The organism is Vibrio rotiferianus CAIM 577 = LMG 21460, from assembly GCF_002741985.1.
GTDB classification, from domain to species: Bacteria; Pseudomonadota; Gammaproteobacteria; order Enterobacterales; family Vibrionaceae; genus Vibrio; species Vibrio rotiferianus.
Window position 1 is genome coordinate 164700 of the sequence record NZ_APHW01000108.1, and the last position, 14479, is coordinate 179178.

At 43.0% G+C, this 14479-nt stretch carries 10 protein-coding genes and 1 pseudogene; 6 read left to right on the forward strand and 5 right to left on the reverse strand.

Annotated elements, in window-relative coordinates:
• Positions 1-128: 128 nt before the first annotated feature.
• On the forward strand, positions 129-917 hold the full coding sequence (locus tag B853_RS23110; RefSeq protein WP_038884041.1) for an EAL domain-containing protein: 789 nt from the start codon (positions 129-131) through the stop codon (positions 915-917).
• 31 nt (positions 918-948) lie between these two features.
• On the opposite strand, the gene B853_RS23115 is transcribed toward B853_RS23110, so the two are convergent.
• Positions 949-2202, reverse strand: coding sequence for a DEAD/DEAH box helicase (locus B853_RS23115; RefSeq protein ID WP_038884040.1), 1254 nt, complete (start codon positions 2200-2202; stop codon positions 949-951).
• Positions 2203-2277: 75 nt separating this feature from the next.
• Positions 2278-2876: pseudogene (locus B853_RS23120) on the reverse strand (acyl carrier protein phosphodiesterase).
• A gap of 679 nt (positions 2877-3555) precedes the next feature.
• Here B853_RS23120 and B853_RS23130 point away from each other — a divergent pair.
• Complete coding sequence (locus B853_RS23130) at positions 3556-4986, forward strand: methyl-accepting chemotaxis protein (protein ID WP_038884037.1); 1431 nt, start codon at positions 3556-3558, stop codon at positions 4984-4986.
• 524 nt (positions 4987-5510) lie between these two features.
• On the opposite strand, the gene B853_RS23140 is transcribed toward B853_RS23130, so the two are convergent.
• The 3 genes from B853_RS23140 to B853_RS23150 form a co-directional block, all read right to left on the reverse strand.
• Complete coding sequence (locus B853_RS23140; protein ID WP_010451912.1) at positions 5511-6173, reverse strand: HAD-IA family hydrolase; 663 nt, start codon at positions 6171-6173, stop codon at positions 5511-5513.
• A 225-nt stretch (positions 6174-6398) separates the two neighbouring features.
• A complete protein-coding gene (locus tag B853_RS23145) occupies positions 6399-8195 on the reverse strand; it encodes an HD domain-containing phosphohydrolase (RefSeq protein ID WP_038884035.1) in 1797 nt (598 codons plus the stop codon).
• Between the two features lie 68 nt (positions 8196-8263).
• On the reverse strand, positions 8264-8773 hold the full coding sequence (locus B853_RS23150; RefSeq protein WP_010451916.1) for a hypothetical protein: 510 nt from the start codon (positions 8771-8773) through the stop codon (positions 8264-8266).
• Between the two features lie 151 nt (positions 8774-8924).
• On the opposite strand from B853_RS23150, the gene B853_RS23155 reads away from it, so the two are divergent.
• The 4 genes from B853_RS23155 to glgC all read left to right on the forward strand — a co-directional run bounded on the left by B853_RS23155 (position 8925) and on the right by glgC (position 14402).
• Complete coding sequence (locus tag B853_RS23155; RefSeq protein ID WP_038884033.1) at positions 8925-9398, forward strand: CreA family protein; 474 nt, start codon at positions 8925-8927, stop codon at positions 9396-9398.
• 131 nt (positions 9399-9529) lie between these two features.
• Complete coding sequence (locus tag B853_RS23160; RefSeq protein WP_010451921.1) at positions 9530-10834, forward strand: inosine/guanosine kinase; 1305 nt, start codon at positions 9530-9532, stop codon at positions 10832-10834.
• Positions 10835-11071: 237 nt separating this feature from the next.
• Complete coding sequence (locus B853_RS23165; RefSeq protein ID WP_038884032.1) at positions 11072-12820, forward strand: formate--tetrahydrofolate ligase; 1749 nt, start codon at positions 11072-11074, stop codon at positions 12818-12820.
• Between the two features lie 367 nt (positions 12821-13187).
• The gene (gene glgC, locus B853_RS23170; RefSeq protein ID WP_010451925.1) at positions 13188-14402 is read left to right on the forward strand and encodes a glucose-1-phosphate adenylyltransferase; all 1215 of its coding nucleotides are present in this window, start codon (positions 13188-13190) and stop codon (positions 14400-14402) included.
• Positions 14403-14479: the final 77 nt, after the last annotated feature.

Genomic DNA, 14479 nt, shown 5'->3' on the forward strand with positions numbered 1-14479 from the left:
TCATCTCGTACGACATCACTTGCTAACTGTAATAACAATCTATTAGATAAAGATTATTGGCGAAAAATAAGTAACCCTCATACTTAAAAGTCTTTTAAAATAAGCAGTTGGCTTAGGTTTACGTAACAATGATGAGCATACAGCAACTAGTGAGTTGCATTCATAAACAGTTGGATGGGCAGTTTATTGCAAAGTACAAACACCTTACTTTGCGAAGTGTCTTTCAACCCATATATCAGAATGAGCTGAAGATCATTGGTCTCGAGGCTCTAGTGAGAATCTCAAATAAAGACGGGTTAATGATAAGGCCTGATTCTTTTTTTCATTCAAACACCGTTCACGAAAGTGATCAGCTCAATGTTGAACGCTTAAGTCGACTCATCCATATTCAAAACTTCGGTCAATCCAGATTTCACGCCAAAAAACTGTTTTTAAACGTACTCCCAAAAGCCGCAGAAATGCTGGCACTGGATCGCTCCTACTACAACCTATTGAAGAAAACTCTCAAGCAGGCAGGTGTGCAAAAACAACAAGTTGTGATGGAGCTCGTCGAAGTGGATGCAAGTAGCGAAGCGACACTTCACCATGCAACGAGAAAACTAGGTCATAGCGGTTATATGCTGGCGATTGATGATTACGGAATAAATGCGTCAACCAAAGAACGGGCCAAGAGTGTCAAACCCCACATTATCAAACTCGATCGATCGCTGCTGTTACAGTACGAAAATGGTGATAGCCAGAAACTGACACAAGCACTTACGCTAGCGAGGGAAATCAACTCGAAAACAGTTATCGAAGGAATTGAAACCGAGCATCAACTTAACTTAATGAAAAAACTCGGTTTCGATATGTATCAAGGTTACTTATTGGCTATGCCGCAAACGCTTGAAGCGTACCAAGAAGCAAAGACAGCGTAATCAGGGTTACTGATATCTTCCATCACCTTTTCTAACGGCGGTTTTTACCACGGTTTTTGTGGATAGCTAACTTAGCCTTTAGTTTACGTTTTTCAGATGAACGGCTCTTACGACGAGCACCACCATTACGCTCCGGTTCAACCTCTTCCACCAGACTTGGTTCAAAGCCTTCTAACCATTCTTGTGGTAAACGTTGATCGAGTAGATTTTCGATAGCATGCAGTAGATACTCTTCATCACGGCTCATCAAAGAAACCGCAAGACCAGATTTACCTGCGCGACCTGTACGACCAATACGATGGACGTAGTCTTCTGCCTTAAATGGCATATCAAAGTTAACCACTTGCTCAAGTTGCTGAATGTCTAAACCACGAGCTGCTACGTCGGTTGCAATCAACGCACGTACTTTACCTTCTTTGAACTCATCAAGCGCACGTTGTCTCGCACCCTGGGATTTATCACCGTTGATAGAAACCGCTTTAATGCCATCCAACTTAAGCTCTTTCGCCAGTTCATCGCTGCCCTGCTTGGTCTTTGTAAATACCAACACCTGCTGCCAGTTTCGAGAACCAATCAAGTACGCAAGCAGTTCGCGTTTACGCTTCTTATCGACCGGGTAAACCATTTGCTTCACGGTTTCTGCGGTCGTGTTTGCAGGTGAAACTTCCACTTCAACTGGAGAATCCATCAGTTTGTAAGCGATCGTTTTAATGCGTTTTTCAAACGTCGCAGAGAACAGCATGGTTTGTTTATCTTGAGGCAAACGGCGAAGAATACGTTGTAGATCTGGCCAGAAACCCATGTCTAACATGCGATCTGCTTCATCAAGCACAAGAACGCCCGTTTTAGAGATGTTTACATTGCCATTAAACAAATGGTCAAGTAAACGGCCAGGCGTCGCGATAAGGATATCTGCGCCCTCTTCTAGATTTCTCTTTTGTACACCAATGCTCGTACCACCATAAACACAAACAATCTTAAGGTCAGTGTTTGTCGCGTATTGCGTCAGGTTATCCATCACTTGCTGCGCTAACTCACGCGTAGGCACAAGGATCAAAGCTTGTGGTGTTCCGTTACGTTTCTGTTGCTGAACCGTTTGGATGATAGGTAGGCCAAATGCTGCAGTTTTACCTGTACCAGTTTGTGCAGCAGCCAGTAGATCTTTACCTTCCAATACGTGTGGAATCGACTTTTCTTGCACCGGCGTTGGGGTCACGATATTCATACCACTTAGGGTATCAACCAGCTGTTGTTCAATGCCAAGATCAGCGAAATTAACGGACATGATAAACCTCATAATTTTTGGAGCGCAGAGTTTACCAGAGCGCCTTTGGTCATACTACCTTTAGCACTCGAAGCGTTATGAATTAATTAACTGTTGATGATGCTCAGCGGCTTGATTCAATACATCTTGATAAAGCGCAGAAAATTTCGCTTCCAATTGCTCATATTCGTTATCTAAAACCTCGAACGTTGTGGTGAGGTCAGCCATACGCGGCGTTCTTTGTGACATTCGATGAAGCGCAAACTCGATGTTTTCTAAGTCTTGATAGGATTGCAACCACCCCCCCCACTCCACATCCGGCTATGGAGCAATAAAAAGCGAGGTGGTAGATCATTCGATATTTGCTCATTCACCTGCTGATAAGCATAACGAACAAAGGAATCTAACGATTGATCACTAAATGAATGCCAATGCTTGGCTAAACAGTGATCCCAAAACATATCGAGGGCAATGGGAGCAAAGCGACGTGCAACGCCAGTAAAGTGCGGTTTGCACTCTTCAACAATGGCGTGGTGATCGGTAATACGGTCGACAAAGCGATGAAGTTTGATGCCATTGGAAATATCAGTTTGATACTGCTTGCTTGGATCTCCCTTTACGAAATCTCCAAGCAAGTTTCCCATTAAATGGCTATTACAGTGGTCTGCAATATGCAGGTGGGCTAGAAAGTTCATTAGACGCTGTGAGTGGCCTTTGGGCTCGTCTTACATGAACTTAGTATAACGTCTGTTGTGACGCGGTGAGAGTACTAATTGTACTTATTCAGCTTCGTCTTCTGAGCCAATGTAGTCCGACAAGATAATACCGATTTCAAGAGCATCAAGCATCTCTAGGCATTCGTCGTTTTGGTATTGGTCGCTCATTGTGACCTCCTTTGTTTATATCTCCTGAAGCAAACATGCTTCCATTTTTACCGCCATATCTCTTTTTCGTTGATGACAGTAACTCCTTTTTATAGCCTTTATATGACACATTCATGACAGCGAGAAGTAAAGTTTTAGAAAGCTATGACAGGAATCATAAGTAAACGTTTGCGATAAGAGCTCAAAACAAGATTCTACAGTTATTTCTTCCTTCCCACGCCCAAACTGACGTTTGTCACCGATCGCCTTTCGATTAGTAAATAACTGGTTTACCCGTCACGAAATCCCTACTCAATCATTTGCACTTGCTATTTTATTAAATAGCTCAAGTTATTAGAATGGAATACCGTTATATGCGATCTAAGATCGCATTTATTGAAATCCAACAATGAGTTGTTACATTATTTGCTGCGCTCCATCGCATATTTTGTTTCGATATACCTTTACCTTTAACCATCTCCCCCCCCAACCATCTCAAATGGAGCAACGAATGAGAGAAGTTGAGTTTAGAACCATAGATCGACTATTTATCAAAATGTCGATCAACGACAAAATGTGGGTCATATTCTTAATGTTCTTCGTGACATTGACGTCACTCGCAACCACACGGTATTTCAACGAAGTTGAACAATTTGAAAATCACGCAGTTGAAGTAGCACAAAGTAAGCTTGAAGGTATTATTTCTTCAAGTAGCGATTCCGTGCCAAACATATCCGGCCTAACTCAGGTGAATGCAATCAACGATTCATCTTTTAACAACGGTGTTGCAACTGTATCTGGCCAACTCGGTAATGGCCAAAATGTGCAGTTGACCATTGATAGTAGTAAAGGCTACGAAGATGCCAAATCAGATGCCCTATCCTCTTTCTTTATCAGTTATCTGTGGGCTGTTCCATTTGGTATCTTTATTTACTGGGTCGCGACCTTCTTAGGCGGCGCACTTTGGGTGCTTTACACGACAACTGAAAAAATTGGTAACGGAGATCTAACATCACGCTTAGGCTTCCATCCAGGGCGCGATGAATTTGGAACGATCGGCTGCGCTCTTGATAAGTCAATGGATACACTTTCAGAGTTGGTAAACAACGTTAAAGACAATGCGAATACGTTGAGTGAAACATCTTCATCGTTTGAACAAGACATGAAGTTAAGTGAAACTCAAATCACCCAGCAATATCAGTCTCTTGATTCTGTAGCTACTGCAATGGAAGAAATGACCGCTTCTTCAAATGAAGTATCATCTATTGCGCAAAATGCAATGCAACGTTCTGAGCAGGACACTCATCAAATTGACAACAGTCGTCAACGCGTACAGTCAGTAATTTCAGAAATTGAAACACTTTCCAGTTACATTGAACAAGCATCAAGCTCTGTTACAAGCCTGAATGAAAACACCACTCAGATTAACGATGTAATCACTACCATCAATGCCATTTCTGAGCAAACCAACCTTCTTGCGCTAAACGCTGCGATTGAAGCGGCTCGTGCAGGTGAGCAAGGGCGTGGTTTTGCGGTTGTTGCTGATGAAGTTCGCACTCTAGCAAGTCGAACGCAGCAAGCTACCGTTGAGATTCAAGCGATGATTGAAAAGTTACAATCAGAAAGCCAAAACATTGCGTCCATTACTCAGCAAACCGTAAAACAAGCACAAACAAGCAGCCAGTTGATTGATGAGATTGGTCAAGATGTACAATCGATCGCCGATTCCGCTCGTTCGTTAATGGACATGAGCATTCAGATCTCTACTTCAGCAGAAGAACAAAGCGCTGTTGCTAACGATATTGCCTCAGAATTATCGGATATTCGTACCCAGTCAAATACCATCAAAGATGTCGCTGAACAATCTACCGTTGGTGTTGCAAACCTTACTCAAGCGTCAGTTTCGCTCGGTAAGATACTAGAAAGGTACCGAACAGCTTAAAGGCTTACTCAATAAAAAGGGCTCCGATTGGAGCCCTATTTTTTTGCCTAATTAACACGAGCTCTAAAAAGAATTCGGTAAAGGAAAGAGACAAGTAAAGCACCGTGAGAAAGCAGATCGTTTCACAATAAATTCGTTGATTAATAGAATCCACTGCCCCATAAAAGAATAGCCCCTGCAAAGCATACGGAATGATATACTTTGAAGTGAGTCTCAATTAAATTAGACTCTTGTTCAAAGATCGTTCAAATACGTTTTGATTGGGCTATTCTCGGAGTGTCAACATTGATTTGCTGCTGGTGACTATATGAAAAAAAAAGAATATAAGAATAATTTGGAAGATCTAAACTGCCCCCTTTGCCAAGGCGACGAATACATTGTCTCCACTGATGGAGAAAAGTTCACATGTGCTTCATGTGGATTCCACACCAAAAACTTCTCGTCCATTCAATGCCTACATCAAACCCCTTTGATACAAACAAAATTCAAGCACATACACACTCTCAGTAAAGTTTGCCATTAGATCATAAACAAGCAATTTGCTCTTTGAGTTCTTCTAAGTGGTGCACACGAATGACACGTTCATCGTCAACAAGGTTAATCGGTGCGCCATTATACAGCTGAACCGTTTTTATTCCGGCGTTCAAACCTGCCTCAATCCCCTTAGGAGTGTCGTCAACATACAAACATTCACTAGGGAGAAAACCCATATTCATCGCACTGTAAAGAACAAGATCTGGCTCTGGCTTCCAACTGTTCGCATCGAACGCGGAAAACACTTTCCCTTTAAACGCACGTAGTAGCCCGGTTAATTCCAAAGAGAACTCAATTTTGTCTTTGGGGCCATTAGAAGCAACACAATACTCGATGCCCTTGTCGTTTAAGTATTCAATGAGCTCCTTAGCACCTTGCATTGGCTCAAGGTTACGGACGAATAGCTCTTTTACTTGTTCACGATACTGTGGTTCAAGAACATCTAGTGAAACACGTAAGCCAGCACGCTGTTTTGCATCACTTAAAATATCGGCTAACTTGCCACCTTTAAAGTGGGCAACACATTCATCGAAAGGCATTTCAACATTGTAGTGACTAAAAACATTAACCAGAGCTTGGCAACATAACCTTTCGCTATCTACTAATGTGCCATCACAATCGAAAATGACACATTTGACACTATTTATCGCCATGACGTTTCTCCCAAAATCGCGGTACATTATCGTTGTAGTTAAGTTTGGATGTACTTCCGATTCTATTGTCGATATTAGAACTCGACTTAATTCTTTTTACTAAAAATGTAATCCCATGATATTTAAGTTTAGAAATGTTTAAACGACATAGTTTGCATTTTCTGTAAAATGGCGGTGAAAAATAGGAAAACTCTGGACAAGATCACCGATTTATTTTCAGTACTCTTAATTAGTGAGATCTCTATCCGAGCAAACGCTCGCAATATTCTCGAAATCTGGATGCATGTTTCTTACTTCTACAAAATCATCTAGGTTATCCAATAGCAATTGGCACAAAAACGGGTCGAACTGCTGCCCTCTTTCTTTTTCAAAAAGCTCGATCACTTCTTGAATGCTCCAGGCTCTCTTATAGCAACGCTCACTCAATAGTGCGTCAAAAACGTCTACAATTGCCGTGATCCGGGCGAATAAGTGAATAGACTCGGCTTCTAAGCCATTTGGGTAGCCATTTCCATCCCAGCGTTCATGATGCTCATGAGCAACGATTGCTGCCAATTTGGTAACATCACCTTCTTTGGTATTCAGTAAGTCAAACCCCTTCGTAGTATGGAGTTTCATCACTTCCCACTCATCGGGTGTTAGTGGTCCACATTTGTCCAAAATAGATTCTGGAACTGCAATTTTTCCTACATCGTGCATTGGAGAGATAATTTCGATCATCTCAATTTCCCGATGACTCAGTCCGCACAGCTCAGCTAATTTGGCGGAAAGTTTGGCGACACGCTTAACGTGGTTCCCTGTCTCTCCCGAGCGGGATTCAATCGCTTCACCTAATACGTGTATCATCTCTTTTTGGACACTCAATGTACGTTTTTGCAAAACCACTATTTTACGGTTCTTTCGGTCAATTTCTTTTCGTTGCCGAATAACCATAAACTGAACTACGACAATTAACGAAAGTACACCAATAATCGCACCTACAACTAATAAGGTTTTGTAATTTATCGTTATTAACGGTGCTGGTTTGTTGATGATTTTTGCCGATTTCGGTATCAAATAACGGCTGATGTTGTATTTCTCAATGGCAATATGGTCGAGTACGGCTTCGGTAACCGGTTGCTCTTTTATGGTAGGTAATAGCGATAAGCCTACTTTCCCAGCCATCAACTCAGCGGCTTCAAAGCCAAAGTTCTTAGATCGATTTAAGTAGCCACCAAGAATGCCAGGTTCACCTAAATAGTGCTCCCAAAAAACAAAAACAGGCGCAGCACTTGAGGTACCAATAACATGAGAGATTTCTTGGTAAGTATGGTATTTGCCTTTGCTTGTCTCGGTATTATAGTGAGTCAGCAATACCGCATCATCTGGAGAGATATGCTTCAGCAGCTCAGCAGTCTCACTCAAGGTCTTGCTGCGAATTTCTACCACTTTGATTTGTGGGAAGCGGTTCATATGCTCTAATACAAGTTGACGGATGTGTTCACTTGTAATGCTGTGATCGGCTAAATAATACAGAGTCTTGATTTTAGGACGCAGTTTATTAATCAAACTGATATTTTCATCAATTCGATCAACTTCATATAGCACACTGCCATTTGTAGAAACGTTGTCTAATGTTGCTTTGAGATTGTTAATACCAACCGCAACTATTGGAGTTTTGCGTTCAGCATTGGGGTAATAAGTTTTAATAAACTGAAGAGCAGCATCATCAGTTACAACGACACCATCAAACTGATAGCCTTCATATTTGAGTTGAAGGTAGTTCCCCATTCTCTGCAGGTAACCATGAGAATGTACACGTTTTGAGTCCAGGTACTCGATAGACAGCTTTACTTCGCCAGTTGCTTGGGCAAAGCCTTCTTCAATACCGTGTTGAATATCATTCGTCCATTGATAAGATGGGTCATAGGAGTGAAGCACCAAAATTCGCTTCACGTCCCAAGATTCATCATTGTTCGCACTTACCGCGGTTGTCCCTAACCATAAAATAACAGCTAACCAACGCGTTAAACGCTTCTTCATTTTTATCTAACCAATGGCAAATTTGCCGATATAGTAGGTCTGCTCGTATGCGCAGATATCGACTTAGATCAAGTTTCAGCGATTATTGTTTCATATAACTTGTCTGATTCCGCTAGCTTTTTGGCTAAATCACCAATAAAGGTCTGTTTGTCTAAGTTTTGAGATACAACGACATCAGATATTAACGTTTGCTTCTCGTACTGGCTAACAATCGCTGCTGCGGTAGGCTCACCATCATGAAATCCAACGTACAGTTCATACTCAGAGGACAAAATAATCTGAGTTAGGAACTCAATAATGAGGTCTTGTTGTTCTTTATGTTCCCATCGACTTGATTGAAGCAAGGCAAACATAATTGTCAGTCGATGAAAATCAACTAGATAGATATTCTCAGCAGAAGTCTGTGTTGCTTTAGAGAGAAGAGAAGATGAATCAAGGAGCGAAAACTCGCATTGTGTGCTTGAATCAAGATAGAGCTCACGCCCTTTAATGCTTTCTGGTGTAGGGAACTCCACTTCCACCAAGTTATACAGCCAATCGTTCTTTTTGTTAACGGCTGTTAACTGCTGTTCGTTCATTTAAAACAACCCCATAGGCTTTGGTTTGTCGTACATTAGCATGAAGACTGTAACAAACATAGCTAAACACCTGAGGTAAGGCCAAATTTTGTTTTAATCGTGTGCGTCTGATAAATTGAATCAATAAATTAGCCTATTTAAGGGATGAAAAATGAAAAAACGCTTGCTCGCTTTAGGTTTGGTAACGGTCTTAGCTGGATGTGGTGACAATGAAGTCGGCGACGTCTCGCTAGGTATGTTCACAATGAAAGACATTAAGATAGGTCATTTACAAGATGAAGTCGTAACGGGAGTGACTTGTCATATTGCGTCGATAGAAGCAAACCTCAGCCTGTCTGATCCAAGTGATAGCTCCATTTCTTGTCGTCAAACTGGCGACATCACCCCAGAAATGATCGCGAAAATAGACAAGAGCAAATCAGGGGAAGTAGTATTTAAGAAATCGAAAAGCATCTTCTTTAAAACAATGAAAGTAAGACGCATCTACGACCCGGAAAATCAAACTCTACTTTACTTGTCTTACACGACCAAAGAGACTGAGGGTAGCTTTAAACACAGCTTATCAACGGTACCATTGTGGGGAACCAAAGCTTACGTGGAACCAGTTGTAACTCCGACAAATTAATCCCTGATCGTTGCTAAAAACATCAGCCCGCTGTTTTTTTCAGCGGGCGAACTTCTTTGCAATAAAACGCAACGATTTTTCAGAATTTTGTGATACAATCCCGCCTCTTTTTTTCTCAATCAAGAACAAGCATGAAGTTTCCCGGTCAGCGTAAATCTAAACACTACTTCCCAACTCACGCTCGAGATCCATTAGTCCACCAAACTCGACAGGCGCCAAAGCTGTATCGCCCTACCATTGTCGGTGTTGGTCAAACCATCGTTGATATCGAAGCGCGTGTAGACGATGCGTTTTTAGAAAAGTACAACCTTAGTAAAGGACACTCTCTCGTTCTTGAAGAGAGCAAAGCAGACGCACTATATGAGGAGCTAGTAGAGCAAGGCCTGATCACTCACCAATACCCTGGTGACACGATCGGTAATACACTACATAACTACTCTGTCCTTGCGGACAGCAAGTCAGTACTTCTTGGTGTGATGTCAAAGAACATCCAAGTAGGTTCATTCGCATACCGTTATTTATGCCGCACCTCTTCACGTATGAACCTGAACCACCTACAAACCGTGGATGGTCCTATCGGTCGTTGCTACACACTTATTTCTCAAGATGGTGAGCGTACTTTCGCTATCAACGAAGGTCACATGAACAAACTCTCTCCAGAGAGCATCCCTGAAGAAGTATTTAAGAAAGCATCGGCTCTAGTCGTATCTTCTTACCTAATGCGTGGTAAGAAAGAAGACCAAATGCCTCAAGCGGTTCAACGAGCAATTGATTTTGCTAAGAAGCACGATGTTCCTGTTGTATTGACGCTAGGCACAAAATACGTAATCGAAGGCAATGCTGAGTGGTGGCAAGAGTACATTCGTGAAAACGTGTCTGTTGTGGCGATGAACGAAGAAGAAGGCGCAGCGCTAACTGGTGAAACAGATCCACTAACCGCTGCTGATAAAGCACTTGAGTGGGTTGACCTTGTTCTATGTACCGCTGGCCCAGATGGTCTATACATGGCAGGTTACACGGAAGAGAAAGTTAAACGTGAAACCACGCATGACATCCTTGAAGGCTCTATCGAAGAGTTCAACAAGTTTGAATTCAGCCGTGCGATGCGTAAAGAAGACTGTAAACAACCGATGAAAGTTTACTCTCATATTGGCCCTTATCTAGGTGGCCCTCTTGAGATTAAGAACACTAACGGTGCAGGTGATGCGGCATTGTCTGCACTTCTACACGACATGGCAGCAAACTCTTTCCACCAGAAAGAAGTGCCTAACTCAGAAAAACATGAAGTCCGCTGCCTAACTTACTCTTCTCTATCTCAGATTTGTAAGTACGCAAACCGCGTAAGCTACGAAGTGCTAACTCAGCACTCTCCTCGCCTCTCTCGTGCACTTCCTGAGCGCGAAGACAGCCTAGAAGAGACCTACTGGGATCGCTAAGAACCAGGCACTTAGAGCGAAAAATATGCGAAGGTCACCGTTTGGTGACCTTTTTGTTTTGATCTAGCGCAGTATTTAGTGTTTTTTGTTATTATGTAGCACGCTAAGGCGCATGAACTGCTTTACACCTCTTATTTAACCAGTATTATTCTCGCGCAAACGTTTGCGCAACAGCAATACAGTCTTTCGATTGCTTGATGTTGAACGCCACGTGTTAGCCATTTTTTTGGAGTATCCATGCAGTCTGATATTGAAATTTGCCGAAACACACCGTTGTCTTCTATCGCTACTGTCGCAGCAAATGCTGGTCTTTTGCCGCACGAATTCGATACACACGGAAAACACAAAGCTAAAGTTCATCCCCAATGTCTTGAACGCTTAAACGCTAACCGAGATGGTAAATTGGTGTTGGTCACTGCAATTACGCCTACCCCATTAGGCGAAGGCAAAACCGTAACCACAATCGGCCTATCCCAAGGCCTATCTAAAATCAATCAATCGGTAATCGCGTGTATTCGTCAACCTTCGATGGGGCCAGTTTTTGGCGTCAAAGGGGGTGCTGCTGGCGGCGGCTACTCTCAAGTCGCTCCCATGGACGAGCTGAACCTTCACCTTACTGGTGATATTCATGCAGTCACAGCAGCACATAACTTAGCTTCAGCGGCACTTGATGCTCGCCTTTACCATGAGCAACGTGAAGGCTACAGCGCATTTGAAGCACGCACTGGTTTAAAAGCATTGAAAATCGATGTTGAGCGAATCACATGGAAGCGCGTTATGGACCACAATGACCGTGCGCTGCGCATGGTGAAGATCGGTTTAAACGAAGAAGGTAAAACCATCAACGGCTTCGAACGTGAAGAAGGTTTTGATATTTCTGCCGCGTCCGAGCTCATGGCTATCCTTGCCCTTGCAAAAAATCTTAAAGACTTACGTCAGCGTATTGGTCACATTGTCGTTGCGTATGATCTAGATGGCAACCCAGTGACAACCGAAGACTTGCAAGTTGCTGGTGCAATGGCAGTTACACTAAAAGAGACGATTGCACCAACGTTGATGCAAACACTTGAAGGTGTCCCTACGCTTATTCACGCTGGCCCGTTTGCAAACATCGCCCATGGTAACTCTTCCATCATTGCAGACCAGATTGCATTGAAACTTTCTAGTTACGTTGTCACCGAGGCAGGTTTCGGCTCTGACATGGGGTTTGAGAAAGCCTGTAACATCAAAGCTTCTGCTGCTAACCGAGCACCAGATTGCGTTGTAATTGTCGCGACCCTTCGTGGTTTGAAAGCAAACTCAGGTCACTACGATTTGCGCCCTGGTATGGCTATTCCAGATTCTATTTTCAACCCAGACCAAGCTGCACTTGAAGCTGGCTTCGAAAATCTGAAATGGCACATCAATAACGTGCATCAATACGGAATCCCTGCGGTTGTTGCCATCAACCAGTTCCCACAAGATTCAGAACAAGAATTGGCAGAACTAACAGCGTTAATCGAGCGTTTTAATCCTGAAGTGAAAGTGGCGGTCAGTACTGCATTTGGTCAAGGTGGTGACGGCGCCATTGAGCTTGCACAACACGTAGTGGCAACTTGCGATCAAGCCTCTGAATTCAAACCTCTTTACACCAAAGAGCAATCCTTAACGGAAAAATTGATGGCGGTGTGTGAAGTCGGTTATGGTGCCTCAAATATTGAAATGAGTGACCTAGCGAAACAGCAATTAGCCCACTTCGAAAAATTAGGCTTTGGCGATTTAGCCGTGTGCGTCGCGAAAACACCTCTATCAATCACGACGGATTCGGCAATAAAAGGCGCACCAAGTGGCTTTACCGTACCAATTCGTGAATTGCGTTTATGTGCCGGTGCGGGCTTTGTTTACGCTCTCTCTGGTAACGTAATGACGATGCCTGGGTTGCCAGACAAACCTGCATTTATGAACTTGGATCTTGATGAGCAAGGCAATATTATTGGCCTTTCATAGCCTTGATTGCATTTAGTTCAACAAACAGGAGCTTTTGAGCTCCTGTTTTGCTATCGATTTACGCTATCTCTTTGTTTTAAAAATACTTTACATTGTAAACTCAATTTTGAAGTCCATAGCTTCCCTGCTACCCTCACCAATACAGTGCACGCCATATTTCCATACTCCCTAATATAGTGCAGCGTTCACACACCTACCTTCAAAGTGCATTGATTTCATTGATAAAATTCGATGGCTCGAATCTTGTACTACGTTATATAAGCACAAAGGACACTTTACAACATCACTCGCAAAGCAACTGTAGTTGGCTAACTCCTCAGGCTGAATATTGCTTTCGAGCCACGTAAAATAAGGGAAAGGGAACATTATGCAAGACGCACTCGCTGTAATTTTAGCAGGCGGTATGGGATCAAGGCTGAGCCCACTTACCGACGATAGAGCCAAACCAGCCGTTCCATTTGGTGGGAAATACCGCATCATTGATTTTACGCTAACCAACTGTCTTCATTCAGGTTTACGGAAGATTTTAGTGTTAACTCAATACAAGTCACACTCACTACAAAAGCACTTACGTGATGGTTGGTCTGTGTTCAATCCCGAACTTGGTGAGTACATCACCGCTGTTCCACCCCAAATGCGCAAAGGTGGTGCATGGTACGAGGGTACCGCAGATGCTATCTACCACAACATGTGGCTGCTCTCTCGTAATGATGCGAAATACGTCGTTGTTCTGTCTGGTGATCATATCTATCGTATGGACTACGCAGCCATGCTTGAAGAACACAAAGAGAACGGCGCAAAGCTAACCGTTGCTTGCATGGATGTGCCCGTAGAAGATGCCACCGCATTTGGCGTCATGGCTATTAAAGGAAACGGCTTAGTCGAATCGTTTATCGAGAAACCAGAAGACCCACCCACTCTACCTGATGACCCAACTCAGAGTCTCGCATCCATGGGGATTTACATCTTCGATATGGATGTCCTACAAGAAGCACTAGAAGAAGACGCAAAACTTGAAGACTCAAGCCACGACTTCGGAAAAGACATAATTCCTAAACTCATCGATACCCAATCCGTTTACGCTTATAAGTTCTGCGGAAGCAAAGGCCGTGTAGACAAAGACTGCTATTGGCGAGATGTAGGTACGATCGATTCCTTCTACGAGGCCAATATGGATTTATTAGAGCCAGTGCCACCAATGAATTTATATCAACCGAACTGGGCAATTCGCACTTACGAAGCTCAATTCCCACCAGCAAGAACCGTATCATCAGCAACAGGTAATGAAGGGATTTTTATTAACTCAATCATTGCCAACGGCGTCATCAACTCGGGCGGCTCTGTTCAGCACTCTGTCATCGCATCTAACGTGCGCATTCAAGATAGCGCAACTGTTGTCGACAGTATTATTTTCGATGATGTAGAGGTGGGTGAAGGCTGTCAGCTCGTCAGTTGCATTATTGACAAGCACGTTCGTATTCCACCGCACACACAAATTGGTATAAATAAAATCGAAGACGCAAAACGATTCCATGTATCAGAAAAAGGGATCGTGGTTATTCCTGAGGGCTATGAGTTCTGATCGTTTACTCAAGCGTCTATTTGCAATAATCCAAAGCAACAAAATCATATTCCCCCACAATAAAAAGCGCGCGATGT